The organism is Aliidiomarina maris, from assembly GCF_003987335.1.
GTDB classification, from domain to species: Bacteria; Pseudomonadota; Gammaproteobacteria; order Enterobacterales; family Alteromonadaceae; genus Aliidiomarina; species Aliidiomarina maris.
In genome coordinates this window covers 154390-177789 of the sequence record NZ_PIPK01000001.1, presented here as the reverse complement: position 1 = coordinate 177789, position 23400 = coordinate 154390, and the positions used below count along the sequence as shown (strand labels likewise).

General features: G+C 51.7%; 15 protein-coding genes. 8 read left to right on the top strand and 7 right to left on the bottom strand.

Annotation, left to right across the window (positions count from 1 at the left end; all coding sequences use genetic code 11):
- Positions 1–8 precede the first annotated feature (8 nt).
- Together mfd and CWE07_RS00800 are read right to left on the bottom strand one after the other, a co-directional pair.
- Positions 9–3482, bottom strand: coding sequence for a transcription-repair coupling factor (gene mfd / locus CWE07_RS00805; protein WP_111568034.1), 3474 nt, complete (start codon positions 3480–3482; stop codon positions 9–11).
- 124 nt (positions 3483–3606) lie between these two features.
- Positions 3607–4263 carry a PilZ domain-containing protein gene (locus CWE07_RS00800; RefSeq protein ID WP_111568033.1) on the bottom strand — a complete coding sequence of 219 codons (657 nt, stop codon included), beginning with the start codon at positions 4261–4263 and terminating at the stop codon, positions 3607–3609.
- 88 nt (positions 4264–4351) lie between these two features.
- On the opposite strand from CWE07_RS00800, the gene CWE07_RS00795 reads away from it, so the two are divergent.
- From CWE07_RS00795 to CWE07_RS00785, 3 genes are read left to right on the top strand one after another with little or no spacing between them, the layout of a single operon-like run.
- Positions 4352–5593 carry a lipoprotein-releasing ABC transporter permease subunit gene (locus CWE07_RS00795; protein WP_111568032.1) on the top strand — a complete coding sequence of 414 codons (1242 nt, stop codon included), beginning with the start codon at positions 4352–4354 and terminating at the stop codon, positions 5591–5593.
- A 4-nt stretch (positions 5594–5597) separates the two neighbouring features.
- The gene (lolD, locus tag CWE07_RS00790; protein WP_111568031.1) at positions 5598–6281 is read left to right on the top strand and encodes a lipoprotein-releasing ABC transporter ATP-binding protein LolD; all 684 of its coding nucleotides are present in this window, start codon (positions 5598–5600) and stop codon (positions 6279–6281) included.
- Positions 6278–7522 (top strand): lipoprotein-releasing ABC transporter permease subunit, encoded by a 1245-nt coding sequence (locus CWE07_RS00785; protein ID WP_111568030.1) that lies wholly within the window; start codon positions 6278–6280, stop codon positions 7520–7522. The genes lolD and CWE07_RS00785 overlap by 4 nt, the downstream gene beginning before the upstream one ends.
- A gap of 26 nt (positions 7523–7548) precedes the next feature.
- On the opposite strand, the gene CWE07_RS00780 is transcribed toward CWE07_RS00785, so the two are convergent.
- Positions 7549–8091, bottom strand: a complete 543-nt coding sequence (locus CWE07_RS00780; protein WP_111568029.1) for a DUF2062 domain-containing protein — start codon at positions 8089–8091, stop codon at positions 7549–7551.
- Positions 8092–8121: 30 nt separating this feature from the next.
- Between CWE07_RS00780 and CWE07_RS00775 the strand changes: the two genes are divergently transcribed.
- From CWE07_RS00775 to kdsB, 5 genes are all read left to right on the top strand, one after another.
- Complete coding sequence (locus CWE07_RS00775) at positions 8122–10527, top strand: DNA internalization-related competence protein ComEC/Rec2 (protein ID WP_111568028.1); 2406 nt, start codon at positions 8122–8124, stop codon at positions 10525–10527.
- 74 nt (positions 10528–10601) lie between these two features.
- Complete coding sequence (msbA, locus tag CWE07_RS00770; protein ID WP_111568027.1) at positions 10602–12356, top strand: lipid A export permease/ATP-binding protein MsbA; 1755 nt, start codon at positions 10602–10604, stop codon at positions 12354–12356.
- A 21-nt stretch (positions 12357–12377) separates the two neighbouring features.
- Positions 12378–13427, top strand: a complete 1050-nt coding sequence (gene lpxK, locus CWE07_RS00765; protein ID WP_111568026.1) for a tetraacyldisaccharide 4'-kinase — start codon at positions 12378–12380, stop codon at positions 13425–13427.
- Positions 13411–13611 carry a Trm112 family protein gene (locus tag CWE07_RS00760; protein ID WP_111568025.1) on the top strand — a complete coding sequence of 67 codons (201 nt, stop codon included), beginning with the start codon at positions 13411–13413 and terminating at the stop codon, positions 13609–13611. The genes lpxK and CWE07_RS00760 overlap by 17 nt, the downstream gene beginning before the upstream one ends.
- On the top strand, positions 13608–14378 hold the full coding sequence (gene kdsB, locus CWE07_RS00755) for a 3-deoxy-manno-octulosonate cytidylyltransferase (protein ID WP_111568024.1): 771 nt from the start codon (positions 13608–13610) through the stop codon (positions 14376–14378). The genes CWE07_RS00760 and kdsB overlap by 4 nt, the downstream gene beginning before the upstream one ends.
- On the opposite strand, the gene CWE07_RS00750 is transcribed toward kdsB, so the two are convergent.
- The 4 genes from CWE07_RS00750 to CWE07_RS00735 all read right to left on the bottom strand — a co-directional run bounded on the left by CWE07_RS00750 (position 14375) and on the right by CWE07_RS00735 (position 23205).
- The gene (locus tag CWE07_RS00750) at positions 14375–15715 is read right to left on the bottom strand and encodes a KamA family radical SAM protein (protein ID WP_111568023.1); all 1341 of its coding nucleotides are present in this window, start codon (positions 15713–15715) and stop codon (positions 14375–14377) included. The genes kdsB and CWE07_RS00750 overlap by 4 nt on opposite strands.
- A gap of 100 nt (positions 15716–15815) precedes the next feature.
- Positions 15816–18863 (bottom strand): efflux RND transporter permease subunit, encoded by a 3048-nt coding sequence (locus CWE07_RS00745; protein WP_111568022.1) that lies wholly within the window; start codon positions 18861–18863, stop codon positions 15816–15818.
- A complete protein-coding gene (locus tag CWE07_RS00740) occupies positions 18860–22126 on the bottom strand; it encodes an efflux RND transporter permease subunit (RefSeq protein WP_111568021.1) in 3267 nt (1088 codons plus the stop codon). The genes CWE07_RS00745 and CWE07_RS00740 overlap by 4 nt, the downstream gene beginning before the upstream one ends.
- Positions 22127–22137: 11 nt before the next feature.
- Positions 22138–23205 (bottom strand): efflux RND transporter periplasmic adaptor subunit, encoded by a 1068-nt coding sequence (locus tag CWE07_RS00735; RefSeq protein WP_157983191.1) that lies wholly within the window; start codon positions 23203–23205, stop codon positions 22138–22140.
- Positions 23206–23400 lie beyond the last annotated feature (195 nt).

Below are 23400 nucleotides of genomic sequence, written 5' to 3'. Positions count from 1 at the left end.
CAATCCTCTTAGGCTGCGCGCAGCTCTTGTAACACTGACTGTATCAGCTTAATGCGTGAATGAGTATCTTCAACCCCAGACTTGACCTTTAAGCGTGTCGGCCCGTCCATCGCGAATACTTGAGGTTCGCGTTGCAACATGGTGATAATCCGGCTTGGATCGATATTGGCATTCTGATTGAATTCGATATGCCCACCCTGTGGGCCAACTTCAATTTTACGCACCCCAATTGGTGCGGCTAACAGGCGCAACTCGCTGATACGGATTAAGTGCTTCGCTGCGTCTGGAAGCAGGCCGAAGCGGTCAATCATTTCGATTTGCAGGTCTTCCAGTGCCGCTTCAGACTCGGCCCCTGCAATGCGTTTGTACAGGCTCAAACGAGTATTCACGTCCGCAATATAATCACTTGGCAGCAGCGCCGGTATGCGCAATTCGATTTCAGTTTGCTGGCGTAACAATAGGTCAATACTCGGCTCTTTGCCTTCTTTTAACGCCTTCACGGCTTCATCCAGCATGTCCATATATAGACTAAAGCCGATACTTTCTATTTGCCCGCTTTGGTCGTCACCGAGCAACTCACCGGCACCACGAATTTCGAGGTCATGGGTGGCTAACACAAAGCCCGCACCTAAATCTTCTAGCTGTGCGATGGCTTCTAAGCGTTTTACGGCGTCTTTGGTCATACGTTTAGGATGTGGCGTAAGCAAATACGCGTAAGCCTGATGATGAGAGCGACCCACGCGACCACGCAGTTGGTGAAGCTGCGCCAAACCTAAGTGATCAGCGCGATCCATAATGATGGTGTTGGCTGTCGGAATGTCGATACCGGTTTCGATAATGGTGGTACACACTAAGACGTTGAAACGCTGGTGATAAAAGTCCGCCATAATGCGTTCAAGTTCGCGTTCATTCATTTGGCCATGGGCTGTCGTGATACGCGCTTCTGGCACTAACTCGGCTAACATGGCAGCGGTTTTATCGATGCTCTCCACATTATTATGTAGAAAATACACCTGTCCACCGCGCAAAGTTTCACGCAGAATCGCTTCGCGCACAGTGGCTTTATCGAATTCGCGCACAAAGGTTTTTACCGCTAAACGCTTGGCCGGTGGGGTAGAGATAATCGATAAATCGCGAATACCATTCATCGCCATATTTAAGGTGCGCGGTATCGGCGTTGCGGTTAAGGTCAGAATGTCGACTTCGGCGCGCAAACGCTTAATTTTTTCCTTTTGGCGCACGCCAAAACGGTGCTCTTCATCGACCACCAGTAAGCCTAAATCTTTAAATACGATGTCGTTTTGCAGCAATTTGTGGGTACCAATCACGATATCGACTTTACCGTCAGCCAGATCTTGCAGTACCGCGTTGGTTTGCTTGGCTGTGCGAAAACGCGACAACACTTCAACACGCACAGGCCAGTCGGCAAACCGGTCGCGGAAGTTTTCATAGTGTTGTTGGGCCAGCAACGTTGTTGGCACCAGCACCGCTACCTGTTTATTGTCGTTAACTGCGGTGAATGCCGCGCGCATGGCGACTTCGGTTTTACCAAAACCAACGTCACCACAGACTAAGCGGTCCATGGCGCGGGGTGCGCGCATGTCATCCAGCACAGCTTGAATTGCTTGCATTTGGTCATCGGTTTCGGTGAAGCCGAAGCCGTCGGCAAAGCGGGCATGGTCAGCGTCATTGACTTGAAATGCATAACCAGGGCGCGATTCACGTTTGGCGTACACGGCAAGTAATTCTGCCGCGACATCGCGGACTTTTTCGGCCGCCTTTTGCTTGGCTTTTTCCCAGCTGTCGTTGCCTAGTTTGTTGAGTGGCGCATGGTCCGATTCGCCACCGCTGTAGCGGCTAATCAAATGCAATGCCGCGACAGGGACAAATAATTTGGCTTTCTGTGCGTATTCAATACTCACGAATTCGGTGTCAGTACCAGCAGCGTTAATCGTCGTCAGCCCTTGATAACGCCCAACGCCGTGGTCTAGATGCACCACTGGCTGGCCAATCGACAACTCAGCCAAGTTCTTAATCATCGCGTCAGCGTTGTTATTCTGGCGCTTATCCTGCCGACGTCGCTGGGTTATTTTGGCACCAAGCAACTCGGCTTCCGTCAACACCCATATTTTTTGGTTATCGTCTTTGGCAAAGAATGAATGGGCAACGCTACTGGTGACAATGGCACAGGTCATGTCGCTGTCTAAAAATTCTGCAAAGTTATTCACCACCTGCGGATGAATGCGTACCCGGCCTAACAACTCTAACAAGCTTTCACGTCGTCCTTTGGATTCGACAGTAAATAAAACTCGCTCGCCTTGACGCAAGGCTTTGTCATGCAACGCTTTAAGTGCCGCCAGGGGCTCGCTGGCCTTATGCTCAATTTGGATGCCAGTGACCGCTTTGGTGTTAAAATTAACCGGTCCCGGTTGGCGCGTACCTTCCGGCGTATGAATTCGAATCCGCGGCCGGCTTTTGAGCTCTGCGTTCAGAGTTTCTGCACGCATAAATAGCAGCCCAGGCTCAAGCAGTGGGCGGTTTTTGTCCCAGCGGCGGTCCTCGTAGCGATACTCGATGTCGTGCCAAAGCCGTTGCAGATGGTGCTGTAGATCGCCTTGCGTGACTAACAGGACATCATCTGGCAGGTAATCAAATAAGGTCGCAGTCTGTTCGAAAAATAGTGGCAGGTAATATTCAATACCCGCTGGCCAGCTACCTTGACTGACTTGCTGATAGATAGATTCACGCGCAGTTTGGGCTTCAAAACGCTCGCGAAACTGACGCCGAAACACTTCAATGCCGGCTTCGTTGGTTGGAAACTCGTGGGCCGGCAACAGCTGCACACTGTCAATCGGGCTTTCAGAGCGCTGGGTTTCCACATCGAAGGGGCGAATACTGTCGATCTCATCGTCAAAGTAATCAATTCGGAACGGCTGGTCACTGCCCATGGGGTAGAGGTCCATGATAGACCCGCGTACGCTGTACTCACCATGTTCCATCACTTGATTGACGGCGCGATAGCCTGCTTGTTCGAGCTGGCGGCGAAATGTTTCCAAAGGCTTATGCTCGCCTTTGGCTAAAATAAATGCCTGGCCTTGTACATAACTGGGCGGCGCAATGCGATGCAATAGGCTATTGAGGGATACGATTAAAACACCTTGCTGGCTTTCCGGTAGTTTGGCTAAAACCCGTAAACGCTCGGAAATAATATCTTGATGCGGTGAAAAATTATCGTAGGGCAAGGTTTCCCAATCCGGAAACACACTAACGTGCTCGGCCAACGCGGGAGTAAAAAAGCGAATTTCTTGCTCGAGACGATACGCCGTTGGGGCGTCTTCGGTAATCAAAAGAATGCGGCGCGGTTGTTGCTCGGCTAGTTTTGCCAACGCCAATGCGCTACTACTTCCATGCAAGTCCCGCCAAGTGGTGTCTTGTTGCTGGGCGGGCACTGCTACAACGTTAAACGGAGATGTGGCTGCCATGAATGCTGGGTGCTCTTTTCGGTCCAGATAACTAAAATGACGAATGATTCAATGCTTTCATCCAACCGCGATGATGCCGCGGTGAAGCTGCGACAGTGTAGCAAATTAAGCGCAATATGGCTTGCTACTGCGGCGACTCGTTGCGCTCGTTTGCACGTTTTTTTAATAACCGTGTTTGCGCGTGCATACTGGCGCGAATTAACAACTCGCGGTCAGAGTCTTCGATACGCTGAAAGAGAACTTTAATTTGGTACTCAGGCTCTGATGTTTGCGCCGTGGGTGCCGATGTTGCGGATGCAGCCGGTTCACAGCTACACACTTGGCCCAGGCAATAAATCGCTGCCGACTCGGCCGGTAAAAATATCTTTATTTCCACCCACTGCCCAATAGCTAATGCAGTTTGGTTGTTAAAGCCTATGCCAGCACCGCCGTATTCAAAGGCTTGAAAACGATGGTCGGGGTCGTCTTCATTACGCAGTAAGTAGCCCAAAAGAGCCGTCAATTTGCGATTTTGCTGATTCAGCACGTCACTAATGACTTTGGCTGCGTCACCTAAACCGCGCAGTTGCGCAATGGCGGACGCATCGACGACTTGCAGTTCACTGGCGAGTTTAAATACCGCGGGTGCGTGTTGGGCGAAGTCTGCCTGACTGGGTATCATTGCGTCTGCAGCGAGGGGCACAATATTGATATCCAAGCCTTCACGCACCGCGTAGTAGTCTTGGTATTGCGCCATCATAGCGGCTTGGTTGTTGCTTGTGGTGTCGTGATCGGCGCTCATTCGCATATTCCCAGTTGTGGCAATGGTCGATAATCTTTATGCTGCACTACTTTACTGTAGCTAGACAACCTTGAACAGGTGTAATTATATGTTTCAACCTGCGGCGCTTTTTATTGGTTTGCGCTATAGCCGGAGTCGACAAGGTTCTGCATTCACTCGCTTTATTCAGCGCTTTTCATTGATAGGTATCATGATAGGCGTGGCCGCGTTGATTGTGGTGACGTCAGTGATGAACGGTTTCGAAAATGAGCTTAAAAATCGCATACTAGGTGTGGTACCGCAAGTTACGGTGCAGGGCACAGACGGCGCGCCGTTAGAGGACTGGCAGGCTACCCAGCAAGACTTGGTGTATCCACGCCAAGTGCGCCATAGTGCGCCTTTTGTGCAGGTCGAAAGTTTACTGCAAGGGCGCGGACAATTAAGCGCTGTGATGTTGCAAGGTTTGTACCCTGAGTATGAATCGGCATATAACCAAGTCACCCAACATATGGTGCGCGGGCAATTTAGCGATCTGCAAGCTGGTGAATTTGGCGTGATTCTTGGGCGGCCCCTTGCGTACCAGTTAGACGTGCAGGTGGGCGAGCAGGTGCGCTTGGTGGCGGCTAGTGGCGGTCAGTTTACCCCCGCAGGCGTGATGCCTGCGCAGCGTATGTTTCGCGTCATCGGCTTATTTGAGGTGGGCGCCGACATCGACCGTCAACTGGCGATTGCCCATGCAGACGATGTCGCACGCTTATTGCGCTACCCGCAAGGTGCAGTGGGAGGAATTCGCCTATATCTGGATGATGCATTCGCCGCTCAGCGGGTGGCAAGCCATTTACGTCAGCAAATAAGCCCGCAGCAAAGTTTGCAAGTAACCGAATGGAGTGAGCGTTATGGGCGCCTGTTTGACGCGGTGCGCATGGAAAAAGGCATGATGCTATTTATGTTGGCAATGGTGGTTATGGTTGCTGCATTTAACGTGGTGTCTGCTCTGGTGATGGTCATTCATGATAAGCGGTATGATATTGCTATATTACAAACCCTGGGCCTTAGCCGTGGGCAGGTCTATGCCATGTTAATGGTGCAAGGAGCCGCCAGCGGTCTCACCGGTGCATTGGTTGGGGTTTTGTTGGGCATCGCCTTGACGTTTGGTCTAAATCCAATCATGAACTTACTGGGGCTGCAAATTATGCTGTATACCGATGGCCAAGGCTTACCGTTTTTAATGCATGTGAGCCAAGTCGCCGCGATTGCAGGGCTCGCGGTCGCCCTAACTTTGATGGCAACTTTATATCCCGCCTGGCGTGCGTCGCGCGTGCAGCCAGCACAAGCTTTACGATACGAGTGATAGCATGACAGTATTATTACGGTGTAACCAAGTGAGTAAAACGTTCGACGATGCAGGGCGCTCGGTGCAAGTGCTGCAGGACGTTGATTTTAGTGTTCATTCAGGCGATATGATGGCAGTTATCGGCTCGTCTGGTTCGGGTAAAAGCACTTTGTTGCATATTCTGGGTAGCCTTGATGACGCCTCGTCAGGCCATGTTGAGGTCAATGGTCAGCCATTGCAGCAATTAACGGGTCGTAAACGTGCGCGCTGGCGCAATCAGAATTTGGGCTTTATTTATCAGTTTCATCATTTACTGGCTGAATTCAACGCGTGGGAAAATGTGGCAATGCCATTGTTAATCGCAGGGCAAAGCCCGCAGACAGCGAAACAGCGCGCATTGGAATTATTGCAACAAGTCGGCCTTGAACACCGAGCCGAGCATGCCCCGGCGAAACTGTCCGGGGGTGAGCGTCAACGGGTGGCGATAGCGCGTGCGCTGGTCAATAACCCTGCGCTGGTGTTAGCCGATGAACCAACGGGCAACTTAGATGAAGCCACTGCGCAAACGATTTACGAACTCATGCTGGCATTAAATCAACGTTTGCAAACTGCATTTATTGTGGTTACCCATGATCAGCAATTAGCTGCGCGCTTGCCGCGCCAAGCAACGTTGCACAATGGCTGTTTGCTTGAGGCGCAACCATGAGCAGTCTGGCTTGGACGCTGGCACGCCGTTTTCGCCGTAGTAAGCATAAAAATCGCTTCGTAAATTTTATCTCGGCCTCCTCAACCACCGGCATTGCGCTGGGCTGCGCGGCGCTGATTGTATTGTTGTCGGTGATGAACGGGTTTCAAAAGGCACTAGAGGAGCAACTTTTGTCCCTTGTGCCGCATGTAGAATTTCAAGCCGTACGCGACGGATTGCGAGATTGGCGAGCCATTGTCGAGACAGCAGAATCTCATCCGCAAGTGATTGCCGCTGCACCGGTGACTATCGTCAATAGTATGTTGCAGCAAGGGCGTACGTTTAAAGGCGTCAGTGCGCGTGCCATCGACACCGAGCTCGAACCCAAGGTGTCGGGGTTAACCCAATACACATCGAAATCAGACTGGGCACGTTTTGAGGCCAACCCAGACGGTATTTTGCTGGGTTATGGTTTGGCCGCAGACTTAGGTTTGCATGTCGGTGATAGAGTCACCTTACTAGTGCCGCGGGTTGAATCCGGACGCCAAAGCTTGCAAGCGCCACGCCGTGTGCACTTGGAGCTGGTGGGTACCTTTCGCTTAGGCGGTGAACTTGATTACCAGCAAGCCTATATTCACCTTGAACGAGGCCAGCAGGCCATGGGGCTTAGTAGTGAAGCCAATGGCGTGCGTTTGTTGCTGCGTGATGTCTACCAAGCGCCCATTGTGGCATCTCAGGTCGCTTCTGAACTGCGTGAGTTTGCTTATGTCAGTGACTGGACCCGCACCGAGGGGCATTTGTACCGTGATATCCAGTTGGTGCGCAGTGTGATGTACCTAGTGCTGGTGCTGGTGCTTGCGGTGGCGAGTTTTAATATTGTCTCGACGCTGGTGATGGTGGTGCAGGAAAAACGCAGTGCGATAGCGATTCTAAAAACCATGGGTGCTGATGACAGCGTCATTCTGCGCAGCTTCGTGCTGCAAGGCACCATGAATGGGGTGCTAGGCATTGTAATTGGTGGGGTTAGCGGGGTGTTGCTTGCGTGGCAATTGCCGACCATTTTTGTGTGGTTAGAGGCGACCTTTGGCTTTAGTTTATTGCCGGCCGACATTTACTTTGTCAGCGCAATACCAACGCAAATTCAACTCATCGATGTTGTTTTAGTGTTATCAGTAGCGCTATTAACCAGTGTCTTGGCGACCTTGTATCCGGCGTGGAAAGCGGCTCGGATTAACCCGGCGCGGGCATTATCCGGCGAGTAGCGTCATCCGCAATGTGGGGCAGAAGATTATTCGGAGCGCGCTTCCTTGCGTTTGCGCGCTCTTTCGCGTTGGCGTTCCCGCCATGCTTTGATAGCCGCTTGGCGCCATAAAATTCGAATTGTCACGAAAGACGTGATTGACGCCAACCCGCCCAGCAAAATACACCCTACAATGAAAGCCGGTGCGACAGAGCCCAGGCTTGCCATGAACCATGCCCATGACAACTCAAATAAGAATGGCTCGGTGTTGCGCCCTAGCACGAACGCGCCTGCTTGGTACGACGCATAAAATAGCGCAGGCATGGTAACTGGGTTACTAATCCAGACCAGTGCAACGGATAACGGCAGGTTTGCTTTGAAGTATATTGCTAAGGCGGCAGCCACCACCATCTGCATAGGGATCGGCAAGAAAGCCACAAATAAACCGATGGCGAACGCCCGAGAGGCGGAGCGGCGGTTTAAATGCCAGAGGTTGGCTGGTTGAGCAACGCTACCAAACATGCGTACTGCTTTCGAGGCAGCAATTTTACGCGGGTTAGGTAAAAAACGTTGGATCAGTTTTTTCGGCATGAATGCTAATACCTACTACGGGTTACTGCTATGGATGGGCTACTGTTTAGCTTCATACTTGGTATTTTTACATCACCTTGGATTGACCCGACCTGGCCATTGTGGCTGCTACCCGCAGGCGCAACCATATTTTGGGGCAGCGTGTGGGCGTGGCAGCGCATCTGTCCTTGCAAGCAGCAAGTGCAACAGCAATTAACTGTTTTCACTTGCTTAATACTGGGCGTATTGTGCGGCATGCAGTGGTCCTTAATCAATGCTAAATCGACGCTTTCTTGGAATTTGCCGGAATCTTACTTACGACAAACGATCTCTGTCCCAATTCGTATCACTAGCATAGTTGAAGATAACGGCCAGCGCTTGCGCTTTAACGCTGAAGTCGTTGCCTTAGCCGCACATAGCAAGGCCCCTGAAACTGCCGCGCTGCGCCCTGGTATGAAACTGCGGTTACAATGGTATGGTAGCCAATGGCACTATGGTGTCGAACCCAGCAGCCCCATGCCGACAGTCATCAACACCCCGCAATTGGGCGATATATGGTATGCGCAGCTGCGTTTGCGTCCGGTGTCCGGGTTACACAATCAAGTTGGTTTTAACTATCAGGCGTGGCTAACCAGGCAGCAGGTTGGGGCAACCGGTTATGTGCAGCATGGCGAGCTAATAGCGGGTAACCGTTTGGCCAAACGCCCCATTGATGCATTGCGACAACGTATTTTTGACCAATTTTCTGCAAGGAAACCTTGGTTACAGCACGCCGATATCTTACTGGCGCTAGCGATTGCCGAGCGACAATGGGTGAGCCCCGACACCTGGCAAGTATTACAGCGTACTGGCGTGGCGCACTTAATGGCGATATCAGGTTTGCATTTGAGTATGGTGTTCGCCGCCAGCACTTGGTTGCTACGTTGGTGGCTGGCAGCCTTGGTACGGCTATTGGCGCCCCGCTGGCAAGGTAATATTTGGCCTGCGGCGATCGTGCTAGGTTGGTTGTGCGCATTAGGGTATGCCGCACTGGCAGACTTCGCCGTGGCGACGTTGCGCGCATTGCTGCTGATCAGCGTGTTTATTATCCTGCGCTTCTATGCTTCCCATGTTTCACCATTACGCGTACTCATCAGAGCCGTTGCCTTGGTGTTGCTGCTCGACCCCATGGCTTGGCTTGATGCGGGATTTTGGCTCTCGTGTTTAGCGGTAAGTGCCATTTTCATCTGGTTGTGGCACCGTCCCGCACAAGGACTGATTGGATGGCGTGCCAAAACGTTACAGCTCTGGCGTTTCGAATTAATGTTGTGCGTGATGCTAATGCCAATAACGGTGGCGTACTTTCAAGGGGTCTCTTGGTTGGCGCCGTTAGTGAATTTGCTCGTGGTGCCAGTGTTTAGTCTGATGATCTTACCGTTGACGCTATTGGCTTTATTGTTATTGCCGATTTGGCCGGTGCTCGCCAGTACCTTGCTGAGTGTGGCCGATACCGTCGTAAGCTGGGTCTGGTGGGGGCTGCAAGGGCTTAGCGAGATTGCGTTTGTTGACACCCATCATGTTGTCGGAGCTTGGCTACTGGTACTGATCTTGGGTGTGCGACATTTGCCGGTACAACGTCATTGGCGGTGGCTATGGGCGCTACAGCTCAGTGTGAGTTGGACGCTGCTGACGTTAGTACAACCGCGCGTTGGTCAATTAGCCGACCCACGCTTATGGCTGCACATGCTGGATGTGGGGCAGGGCAGTGCCTTGGTGGTTGAGCGTCAGCGCCGCGCGATACTCTACGATACCGGTCCGGGCTATCAAGGCAGCCACCAGGGCCACAGCGTGATTGAACCATTCTTGCGACGACGCGGACTTGATTTGGATATGATAGTGCTGTCGCATCCGCACTGGGATCATATCGGCGGCGTCGATTATTTACTGACGCGCTATCCAAATGCCCTGCTGCTAGATACCGATGGGCGAGGTTTACCCTGTCAATGGGGGCAGGTATGGGGTTGGCAAGGTGTAACGCTTCGCGCATTGGCACCATTACCCATGGCGGTCTTTCAAGGCGTCAATAATCAAAGCTGTGTGTTGCAGCTTAGTTTTCAAGGGCGTCAGGTTTTACTGCCTGGTGATATTGAACGCTTGGGTGAGTTCCGGTTAGTCCGTTACTACCAGCAGCGCTTACAAAGCGATGTGTTGTTGGTGCCGCACCACGGCTCGCGCACCTCGTCACATCCGTACTTGCTCAATCAAGTACAGCCACACATTGGGCTAATTAGCAGTGGCTATTTAAATCGCTTTAATATGCCTCATCCTGAGGCCATCGCACGTTTAGAGGCGGCCAAGGTGACGCTTTACAATACCGCATGGGATGGTCAAGTGAGTGTATTGTGGTATCGTCAACGTTGGCATATCCGAACTCAACGTGGCGATTTTTCGCCCTATTGGTTCAATCAAACGCGCTAAACACCGCCAGTGCTGGTCACAAGGGGCTGGTTTCGGGTAAAATGCTGCGGACTTTTTCTATAAATGGCGAATGCATGGATTCAAAAACAGCAGTTCGACAGCAAACTTTCCGCCGCTTGATTGGGTATATGAAACCCTTTCGGATGGCTTTTATCACCGCTGTCATTGGTATGCTTGGGTATGCCGCAATCGACACGCTTTTCATTTCGAGCTTTCAACCCTTAGTGGACGACGGCTTGGGCGAAGGGAACTCAAGAATTCTTATCATCGGCGCAATTTTTGTGCCTTTCATGTTTATATTACGTGGCCTGTTTAATTTTATTTCGACGTATTTTTTAAGTTACGTCGGCTTCAAAGTGGTCACCGTGATGCGCCAGCAGTTGTTTGAGCACCTGATGCGTGTCCCTGTGTCTTACCATGACAAAGTGTCTACTGGTGATATGATTTCAAAAATCACTTACGACACCCAGCAGCTCGCAGAGGCTAGTAGCCGCGCCATTCTCACGCTGATTAAAGAAGGCGCATTTGTGATTGGCCTGTTGGCGCTGATGATGTATCACAGCTGGCAGTTGTCATTGGTGTTTTTGCTCATCGGCCCAGTGGTTGCCAAAGTAGTCACCGTGGTGTCAAAGCGTTTTCGTAAAGTCAGTAGCCGAATTCAAACCGCTATGGGGAATGTCACGACCACCGCTGAGCAAATGCTAAATGGGCATAAAGTGGTGGTGATGTTTGAAGGCCAGAAAAAAGAAGCGGAACGCTTTGGCGACATTAATAATGTGACCCGGCAGCAGAATATGAAGCTGGTTAACATTCGCGCGATTAGCACATCGGTGATTCAATTTATCGCCTCGCTGAGTTTATCACTGGTACTGATCATCGCGAGCTTCCCATCCATGCTTGAGCAACTGACACCTGGTGCTTTTGCAGCGTTAGTCACTGCGATGGTGATGTTATTGCGCCCCTTAAAGCAGCTTACCAATGTCAATGCTGACTTCCAACGTGGCTTGTCAGCAGCGGAAAGCATTTTTGCGGTACTTGACCAGCAAAAGGAAGTTGATACTGGCAAATTGGTGATTGACCGTGCCCGGGGTGACCTTGAATTTAAAGACGTGACCTTTAGCTATCAAGGCAGTGAAGGCCCAGCCTTAAAGCAGATTAGTTTCCGGGTTGAAGCGGGTAAAACGGTTGCCTTAGTGGGGCGTTCTGGCAGTGGTAAATCGACGATCTCGTCGCTGCTGACGCGTTTTTACGATTATGAAACCGGACGGATTGAGCTCGACGGTCATGATATACGCGACTACACATTGAAGTCCCTACGTCGTCAGTTCGCGGTGGTATCGCAAAGCGTGTCGTTGTTTAACGACACGATTGCCAATAATATCGCATACGGCTCGGCGGGTAAGGTCAGTCAAGAGCGGATTCAAGAAGCCGTGCGCTTGGCATATTGCGAAGAATTCATCAATAACATGCCCCAAGGTTTAAATACTGTGGTTGGCGAAAATGGCGTGATGCTATCTGGCGGGCAGCGTCAGCGTATTGCTATCGCCCGTGCCTTGCTGCGTGACGCGCCGGTATTGATTCTCGACGAGGCGACATCGGCGTTGGATACCGAGTCTGAGCGGCATATCCAAAAGGCTTTAGAAAACCTGCAGCAAAACCGGACGTCGCTGGTGATTGCACATCGCTTGTCCACCATTGAGAGCGCTGATGAAATTTTAGTGCTTGAGCAAGGGCGAATTCTGGAGCGCGGTGACCACGAAACCTTACTGGCCCTAGATGGGGCATATGCTCAACTTTATAATATGCAGTTTGGCGGCAGTGACGCGTAAACTCCACAAGGATTAAGGACAATGGCGCAGCTTTCAAATCGCGTGAATCGTTGGTGGTATCGGCGTTACTTACACCCCATGGGCTGGTTATTATTGCCGTTAAACTGGTTATTTGTATGCTTTAGCGGCTTGCGCCGTCTGGCGTTTTGGTTACGCTTAAAGCGTGTGTATCGCGCGCCGGTGCCAGTCATTGTGGTGGGTAATATCAGCGTTGGCGGTACCGGCAAAACCCCGTTAACCTTGGCCTTAGTCGATATATTGCAACGCCAGGGTTTGCGTCCCGGGATTGTCTCACGAGGGTATGGTGGGCAAGGGCCTTTTCCTCAAATGGTCAGTGAACACAGCGACCCCAGCCAAGTCGGCGATGAACCTTTGATGCTACACACCGTCAGTCAAGTCCCAGTGTGTGTGAGCCCTAAGCGTGCGCTTGCCGCACAGCACCTGTTGGCGCATAGCGATTGTAATGTGATTATCAGTGATGATGGATTACAGCACTACGCCTTGGCGCGTGATATTGAGTGTGTGGTGGTGGATCAATCACGCGGGTTGGGGAATGGCTGGCGCTTACCTTGTGGGCCGTTACGAGAACCGGCCAAGCGCCTGCGCAAAGCCGACTACGTGGTGTTGAACGGTTATACCAAAGCTAATGCCACCGCAGGCCGTCCAGTACCAGATAAATATTTAGGCACTAAGCAGGTTGCAATGCAGATTGCAGCCCAAGGTTGGCGTCGGGTGAGTAACAGCGAGCCGATTGAAACCCCCGATGGCGAGTCGGTGATAGCTGTGGCTGGGATTGGTAATCCGGCACGTTTTTTTGATTTGCTCGAGGCTGAGCAGCTGCATATTACAGAAACGCGGGTATTTGATGATCACCATGCGTATGTAGCGGCTGATTTCTTTGACGTAAGTAATTTATATCCTATTGTAATGACTGAAAAAGACGCAGTGAAATGTCGGCCATTTGCGCGCCCGCACTGGTATTACCTAAAAGTGGGTGCCAACTTGCCTAACGACTTTGAACAGCAAATTACGCAACAAGTGCAGGAGCTTATGCATGACAATCAACGCTAATTTATTGGCTGTACTGGCATGCCCTTCGTGCAAGGGTAAGTTGGTGTGGAATCAGCAAAAAACTGAGTTAGTGTGCCGCGGAGAACGCTTAGCTTACCCAGTGTCTGAGGGCATCCCTGCGTTGCTCGCCGACGCTGCACGAGAGTTAACGGCGCAAGAATTGGAAAAGGTAGATACATTATGAGTTTCACGGTAGTGATTCCAGCACGTTATGATTCAAGCCGTTTACCGGGCAAGCCGCTGGCGGATATTGCTGGTAAGCCGATGATCCAGCACGTGTATGAGCGTGCGCTACAAAGTGGTGCTGCGGAAGTTGTCGTGGCGACTGACGATAAGCGCGTTATGGATGCGGTGAAAGCTTTTGGTGGCAACGCCATGTTGACCTCAACGGAGCACCGCTCAGGTACTGAACGCTTAGCCGAAGTGATTGACTTGTTAGCCCTTGCCGATGACGAAGTGGTGGTCAATGTGCAAGGCGATGAGCCGCAGATCCCGCCGCAAATTATTCGTCAAGTGGCCGAGAACTTAGCCTCGCAGCGCAACGCGCCAATGGCGACCTTAGCGGTGCCAATTACCAGTGCAGATGAAGTATTTAATCCCAACGCGGTTAAAGTCGTATTAGATGGCAATGGTTATGCGCTGTATTTCAGTCGCGCGCCAATTCCTTACGATCGCGAGCAATTTATGACGCTACAGCCGTCTGAAGCCGGTCAACTAGCTATCAGTCAAGGGTATTTGCGCCATATCGGCATTTACGCGTATCGCGCTGGGTTTATTCATCGCTATGCGGAGTGGGACGCGAGCCCAATTGAACAGTTAGAGTCACTCGAGCAACTGCGGGTGCTGTGGTATGGCGAGCGTATTCATGTGGCGCAGGCGATTGCCGAACCAGCGGCAGGCGTAGACACACCTGCTGATTTAGAACGTGTGCGCAAAGCGCTGCAGGGTTAACCCTGCATCGCTTCGTACTCGTCTTGCCAGAAAAACTTGGTGTCGCCAAACGCGGGCACCAAGTCATTTAACCAAGTCGCGTTTTCATCAAACTTGGCGAAAAATGGGCGTTGCACCCAGTCAGGGTTGCGCGCTTGAATAAAGCGCAGCACGAACACCTTTTCGCCGTGTATTTCCGTCACGCCTTGTACTTCAACTTTACCCGGGCCTGCTGACATCGATGGTCCGCGTACGGTACGCGCCAACCCTGATACTTGCTTGTACGCATCGCGGAATATTTCCCAGCAACGATACAAGGGCACTTCAAAGTAGCGCTTCGCGCCGGTATCACGTTCCACAAACATATAGTAAGGCACCATACCTAAGCGCACTTGCTCTTTCCACATCGCGGCCCAGTCGTCTGGGTTGGTATTTAAGTGATTAAGCAATGGCGCCTGACAACGAATTTGTACCCCAGTCGCTCGAATTCGACGAATCGCTTCATGGGAGACATCCGTGCGCATTTCTTGCGGATGGTTGAAGTGCGCCATAAACGACACGTGCTTGCCTGCTTTAACGAGCTTCTCCAGCAAGGCTAAAAGTTCGTCGGCGTCTGGGTCGCTAATGTAGCGATATGGCCAGAAGGTAAGTGATTTACTGCCAATACGAATAGTTTGAATATGGTCAAAACGTGACTCAGTCAGTGGCTCTAAATATTGGCGCAGCTTTTTCGTGCGCATTACCATAGGATCACCACCAGTAACCAATAAATCGGTCACTTCATGGTGTTCAGCAAGGTATTCGTGTAACGCCTCGGCGTCATTTGAGTTCATGCGCAACGATTTGCCGACAAATTGAGCCCAGCGAAAGCAAAACGTGCAATATGAATGGCAGTATTGCCCTTGGGATGGGAAAAACAACACAGTTTCACGGTACTTATGTTGCATGCCATCGAGCGGCTCGCCGTCAATGGTGGGCACATTCATTTCGGTTTGACCTGCCGGGTGCGGATTCATTTCCGCCCGCAGTTGCTCAGCCAGGTTAAAAATTTCCTGGCTATTGGCGCCGCTTCGCATTAGTGCCGCCATGCGGTCATAGGCGCTCGGGTCTATCATATCGCGTTGCGGGAAAACTAACTGAAAGACTGGATCATTGGGTACTTTGTCCCAATCAATCAGTTCGTTAAACACATATTCATTAACCCGAAACGGCAGCACATTCGCGACCACTTTCATTTCGAACAGCATCTTTTCTGGAATGTGCTGTAACGCTTCTATCTTATCCAGCTGACGATGCTGATAAACCTTGAATTTGCGTGGCAAAAACTCTGGCGGTTGGATGTTAACTACTTGGTGCATAAATGCCTATCTTCCCCGTTTTAGTTTGCGTGAGCAAAATGACGTATAAAAGGATGAAGTAAATTAAGGCATGCTATTGTAGCAAATCTAACCGCGGTTATCAGCCTTTGGCCCCAGCCCTTGCTGCGCTTGGGGTTGCGCTGTATTGACCAACGCCATGCCAATGGGCTTTCCACGCGAGTAAGCGGCAATAGGCGTGGGGCACAAAATACAGGCTGGTCAGGGTGGAAAACAGCAATCCGCCAATGATTGCGATAGCCATCGGCGCGTAGGGTGGTCCGTCACCACCGATTTGAGCACCACCAAACGCAAGGGGCAGCAGGCCCAACATAGTGGTACTCACGGTCATCATAATCGGGCGCACGCGCTGATCAGCTGCCAGCAGCACGGCGTCTTGTAGAGGCATCTGCTCGCGTAACTGATTGATACGATCCACCAATACGATGCCATTATTAACCACCACGCCCATCAGGATCAGCATGCCAATCATTGCCATCATATCTAGCGGGGTATTGGTCACCCACAGCGCCCAAAATACGCCGCACAAGGCCAGCACTAAAGAGCCTATCACGGCATTTGGCAACAGCAGCGATTCAAATAACGCAGCCATCACCATATAAATCAGACATAGCGCCAGTAACATGTTGACCTGCATGATGCTGCTGGTTTCTGCAAAACTGCGAAAACCACCGTCAAGGCTCCAGCTATAGCCATCATCAAGAGATTGCTGCTGCATAAGCGTGGTGATAGCAGCGCGCGCCTGCTGAATCGAAAGCTCGTCCAGGTTGGCATTAATGCGCAGTGACGTCTGTCTATCATAGCGTCGAATGGTACTAATGCGCGGCTTGACGCTTACCTCGGCGAGCTGCTCTAAGCTAAATTGCTGACCATCAATACTGGCGACGATTAAACCTTGCAAACGCTCTAATGAGTACTGTAGTTGGTTATCGTAGGTTAGCTGAATGCGTATCTCGCCACTTGGGTGATGGCGAAACGAGCGCAGTTGGTCGCCGCGCAAAGCGGTGCTAATCACACCGGCGATGTGTTGCGTGGTGATCCCTAAACGCTGCACCCGTTCACGGTTCACTTCGACTTGAAGTTCGTACTGCGTGCCATCGGCTTCTGAACGCACATCGTCAAGGCCAGGGATCGCAGCCAATCGGGGCACCAGACCATCCGCTAATTGCTGTAAACGGGTGGTAGATGGACCGGTAAGGGTGACTTGGACACCGTTGTTGCCGCCGCGGAATCCAAATTGCGGCTCACTGCGCACTAAGGTAGGCCAATTTTCGCGCACGCGTTGTTGAATTTCCGCCACTGACAAGCGCCGATCTGGCTTTAATAGCAGCATGGAAAACGCATGGGTCGGAGCGAAATAGGAATACACATGGTCAACTTCAAATGCATCCTGGTTGGCATATAGGTAAGCTTCCATCTTTGCGACATCCGCTTGTACCTCGGCTAAGCGATACTGACCATTCAGATGATAATTTAGGTAAATGCGGTCATTAAACGCGACATCGGTTTGGTCGCCACTGACTTGCCCAAGGGGTATCACGGTGGCTACGAGTAACCCAAGTAGTACAAATGTGGTGACTTTAGGGTGACGTTGGCTCCACGCCAAGCTTTTCAGATACCCTTGCTTTAACCAGCTACGGCGTTCGGTAACGACAAAGAAGCGGGCCGGTAAACGGCTAACCAACAGGGGTATCATGGTCTTTGATACCAGCAAAGAGGTTAGCAACGAAATACAAATCGCGATAGCGACGTGTTCAAGCAGTACGGTGATTTCAACTTTGGCACCGAATATGGTGGGCAAAAATACAATGGCTGTGGTTAACGTACCTGCCAGCACCGCTAAGGCAACTTTCTCAACCCCACGTTCGGCATCGCCTTCCTGTTGAATACTCTCGGTCACCACCACGGCATTATCGACTAGCATCCCGACTGCAAGCATCAAACCCATCATGGATAGAATATTCAGGCTGTAGCCAAGTAGGTACATCACCGCAAGGGTCAGGAAAATCGCCACCGGCACTGACAATACTACGATTAAAGTGGTCGCCAACGAGCGTAAGAAGACGTAAAGCACCACCACAGATAAAAAAGCACCGAGTAATCCGGCCATCAGCAAGTCATGCAGCGAGGTTTTTACACTGGCGGCGGTATCGTCCATCAACATCAGATCAATATGAGCAAATTGTGGGTGCTCAGATGCCGCCTGCACCACTGCTAATGCACGTTCAGATACCTCCACCAAGTTGGCGGTTGATTCTTTAAACACGTCCATACCGATAGCATAGCTTTGATTAAAATGACGGCCATCGCGCCGCGGCGGCAATTCGTAACCAATTTCAGCAATGTCCTTCAATTGGATATGCTGGGTGATGTGCACCGCACCGATGTCGTCTAAGTGACGAAACTCACCCACAGGTTTAATCAATAAACGGCTGTCACTGGTGTCAAGGTAACCTGCACTGAGTGCAAAGTTAGCTTGGTTTAAGCGCTCACGCACTTGTGCACTGGTGATCTGCATGTGGGCCATACGTTGTTCGTCCAGGCGAATCACGATATCGCGCTTGTCTACACCGTACAGCTGTACACGTGACACGCCCTCGACACGCTCCATCGGGCGTTTTAGGTGACGCTCAAGTAAATCCCAGGCGAATTTTAAGTCTTGCTCACTGCTGATGCGCAACTGAAATACGGGCATATCGTCGGTATTGAACTGGTAAACAAACACGCGCTCGACATCCGCAGGTAATAACGGCCGGATACGGTCAATTTGTTCGCGCACTTCGAGGTTACGCGCGTTAATGTTTTCATCCCAGGCAAAGTCGAGTACTAAATCGACGCCATTTTCGCGCGAGAATGAGCGCATCTCCCGTACCCCTGTCATGCTTGCTAACGCCTCCTCCAACGGCCGCGTGATAAGGCGCTCAACTTCGGCGGGGGACGCGTCGGGGTAGGGCACTTGAATCATAATTTGCGGAATATCGACACCGGGAAACTTCTCCAGCGGCAGCAACCGTGTCGCCACCATGCCAAGTACCAGCATGCTTAGAAACACCATGCACACGGTGACAGGACGACGCAGCGCAAATCGGGTCAGCAGCACGGCAATTGAGGCTTGGTTCTGAGCGTTCATGCGGCGTCTCCTTGGCTGACAAACCGTTTGCGGTCAAATAGCGCATATAACACGGGGATGTACACAAGTGTCAGTAAGCTGGCAAACAGTAGGCCAAAAATGACGCTAATAGCCATTGGTGCACGCATTTCGGCGCCTTCACCTGCGCCTATCGCCAACGGCAATAAGCCTAGAATGGTGGTTAACGTGGTCATCATAATCGGGCGTAAACGTTGCAAACAGGCTTGAGAAATGGCCTCAAATTTTTCCATGCCAGCGCTGCGCAGCTGGTTGATGGTGTCAATCAGCACAATGGCGTTGTTGACGACAATACCTGCCAGCATGATAAGACCGATAAATACCACCACGCTCAACGGGGTCTGGGTCAGCCACAATCCGATGACCGAGCCTGCACCAGCCAACGGTAGGGTGAACATAATGAGTAACGGATGGCCCAAACTTTCGAACTGCGAGGCCATCACCAAGTAAACCAAGAAGATTGCCAGCGCGAGAGCGAACAGGAGCGACTGGTAAGCCTGTTGCTGCGCCTCGGTTTGCCCGGCGACTCTAGCGGTCACTTGGTTGGGCAAATCAAGGTGTGCCAGCATCTGGGCGACTTCGGCGCTTGCGCTACCAAGATCACCATGGGTCAAGCTGGCACTCACTAATGCAACACGTTGCTGCGCACTGCGGGTAATTTCGCCCGGCCCATACTGACGGGTGATCTCGGCCACGGCGCGCAATGGTAACTCGACCTGGTGGCCAGGGTTGATGATCAAATTCTCAATGTCATCGACACTACTGCGCTGCGCTTCATCTAAACGCACGCGAATATCGATTTGGCGGTCAAGCAAGTTATATTGGGTGGCGACGCGACCGCCGACCTGAAGCGCTAGCAATTGGCCGATATCGCCGGCGTTAAGCCCAAGACTGGCTAAACGTACATGGTCAAAACGAATTTCTAACTCGGGCTGCCCCTGACGCAAGGTGGTCTGGATATCGCTAAAGCGTGATTGCTGTGAAAGTGCATTCACAACCTGCTCACTAGCGCTTGCCAAGGCTTGTAAATCATAGCCGGCTAATTCAATCACCATGGGCTGAGCTAGCGTAAACAGCTCAGGTTCTGCGATGCGCGCACTCACCCCTGGGAAATTGTTGAGATGCTGGCGTAACAGGCTTTGTAGTTGTTGCTGACTGGCGTTTAATTGATGAGTATTCAAGTGGGATTGCATCACCACTTGTAAACGGCCCCAATAATCGCCGCCCTGATTGGGGGTTGGGTTAAGCAAGCTGCCAATCCCCGCAATACTGTAGGTGTGGGTGACATCCGGGTGTTCGACCAATAGCTGCTGCAAGCTACTCAGTACTTGGTCTGTTTGCTCAATCGGGCTGCCGTAGGGTAATTCAATATCAAAGTAAAACTCGTGTTGGGCCATATCGGGCATTAATGTGGTGCCAAGGCGCGGTAACAGCCCATAGCTGGCTAGCGCCACTGCCGTAATTGCAAGACACACCCCAACACGCTGTTTTAGCGCCGCGGTCAACAAGCGAGCGTAGCCTCTGCTCAGTATGTGATAGCCACGGTCAAATAGTTGTAAGCCCGGACGCGAGATCGCGCTGGCAAGCCAAACAATAGCGGCCCAGAAGCGGCGCAATCCAAAACCAATATAAATAGGTAGTGTCCAGGTCAACCAGCGTACAGGACGGCGCCATACCAGATTGATACCGCGTTGAAAACGACCGAGCTTAACCGGATGAGCAGGCACTATTGCGTGATTTGCGGTGGTTGAACTGGTCGCTGGCTGACGATGGCGTGCAGCCAACATTGGGATCAACGTCAGCGCCACCAATAGGGAGGCAAGCAACGCGAATGTAACGGTGAGTGCTTGGTCTTTGAATAATTGACCGGCTAGTCCGGTCACGAACATTAGCGGCACAAACACGGCAAGGGTGGTCAATGTTGATGCACTAATAGCGCCCGCGACTTCACGGGTGCCCTCAATCGCCGCGCTGTGATGGTCGTCGCCGAGCTCACGCCGCCGCGCAATATTTTCAAGTACCACAATGGCGTTGTCGACGAGTAAGCCGACGGCGAGCGCGATACCACCAAGTGACATAATATTGAGACTGACAGCGCTAGCGTGCATCAGCATAAAAGCCGCAATAATCGATACCGGGATGGCCAGCGACACAATAATGGTCGGCCAAAGCTTGCGCAGGAACACGAAGATCACCAGCATGGCTAAGGCGCCGCCGACCATGGCGTTACTTTTAACTTCGGCGATGGCGCTGGCAATAAACGTGGATTGATCGCTTATAATGATAAGTTCGTAACCCGCGGGCAGTTGCTCGCGCACTCGCGGTAGACGACGCTGTAGCGCGTCTGCAACAGCCACCGTATTGGCGTCGCCTTCTTTGTATAACGCGACTTCAACAGCTTCGCGCCCCTGCAGGCGGGTAATTGAGGTGCGGTCTTTGGCCCCACTTTGTACCGTGGCGATGTCCTGTAGTTGAACCAACCGACCATTACGCTCGGCGATGAATACCTGGCGGATGTCGTCGATACTACGGAATTGGTTGAGTGTGCGAACCAAGTAATCAAAGCGTTCAGTTTCAATGCGGCCGCCTGCACGGTTAATATTTTCTTCGCGCAAGCGTTGCATCACCGTGGTCATCGGGATATCAAGGCGGCTTAACGCATCCTGATCGACCAACACTTGAACTTCATCCTCAAGGCCGCCCCCCATGCGCACAGAGGCCACACCGGGCGTAGATTCTAAATTACGCTTCAGATCTTCATCTGCATACCGGCGCAACGCACTCAAGGTGTCGCTGTCTGCAGGTTGATTAGCAGGGAGCGCCAATGCTAAGCGAATAATCGGCTCCATGCTTGGGTTCAGGCGCAATATGACGGGCTTCTCAACGTCTAACGGCAACGTCACCATGTCGAGTTTTTCGCGCACTTCAAGCCCCGCCATATCCATATCGGTGCCCCATGCAAATTCCAGAATCACATCTGACTGATTGGCGCGGGCGATCGAGGTCAGTTGGCTCAAGCCTCTGGCTGTACCTAAGGCTTCCTCAATCGGACGGTTGATCAATTGCTCAATCTCTGCAGGCGCAGCCCCTGGGTAGTCGGTACGGATGGTTAAGGTGGGGTAGCTGAGGTCAGGTAGCAAAGTCACAGCTAAGCGATTCAAACTCACCATACCAAATAAAAGCACCGCCAAGGTAAACATCGCTATCGTCACTGGGCGTCGAACCGCAACATGTACAATACTCATATGACTTCGCCTTACTCAGCGGCACGTGGTGGCTGGTTAGCCGCAACAATGGCGACGACTTTACGGTTATCTTGAAGATTGTTTTGCCCGGTCACCACAACCTGTTCGCCTTCGTGCACACCCTCAACGACTTCCACCCATTGACCTTGGCGAATGCCCGTGCGAATCGCGCGGCGTTCGGAGTGTTCTTCCGCGATGACGTAGATATAGGACTTACCATCCAGCTCAACAATTGCGTCGTTAGGGATGCGCAAGGTGTCGATATGGGTTGCATAATGGACCTGCGCACGGGCAAACATACCAGCACGTAATCCCTGACTGCGGTTGTCGATATCAACTTGCACACGGAAAGTGCCTGCAACGCGATCAACGGCTGGGCTAATCCGGCTCACTTGTGCATCCACTTGCATATCGTTGAACGCAAGTACCACTGGATGACCGACACGAATGCGACTGATGTCACGCTCGGGAATGTGCAACGTTGCTTGCAGGTTATTTAAATCAACAATATGAAATAAACTCTGAGCGCTGTGTAGTTGGACCAAATTACCGACTTTGGCATAGCGGCGGCTGATCACGCCGTCAATGGGGGCGCGAATAGTGGCTGATTCTAAGTCAATTTGGGCAAGGCGTAAGCGCGCTTGCAGCGCATCGCGATTGGCCTGTAAACGTTCCAAGGCATCTAAACTAGCCAGTTGACGATTTGCCATGGTTTGCATGCGTTGTAATTCCTGCTCAACACCGCGTAATTCCGCTGCGACTTGATTGACAGCTTGAAGAAATCGCTCGCTATCAAGCTGTGCCAACACCTGACCTGCTGTGACTTGGTCGCCTTCCTCGACCAAAATGCGCTCAATCACGCCATTCACTCGTGGGGTCACATCGGCTTCATTGAGCGCCTCCAGCACCGTGCTGGTTTGAATGCTGGCATGCAATGTGGCGCGCGCCGCGGGCGTGACTTCAACTGCGACAGGCGGCACTTCAACTTGGCTTGGCTGGGTGGCATCTGCATTTTGGCAGCCGCTTAACAGACTACTGGTGACTAGCATCAAGCTAATGGCAAATAGTGGCGTACGCATAACAACGGTCCTTTCTTTTGTAGTGAACAGCGCCCAAGGCGCGTGCTTATTAAGTTGTATATGCATGATTTAGCAACTCGTGTGCCATCTTCATATTAATTATAAATTATTGAAAATAAACGAATTAATCTTACATTCTTGAAAGTCTACCGTTACTTCCGGCTAACTATTAGTGCTTCTGACTAACGGGTGGCG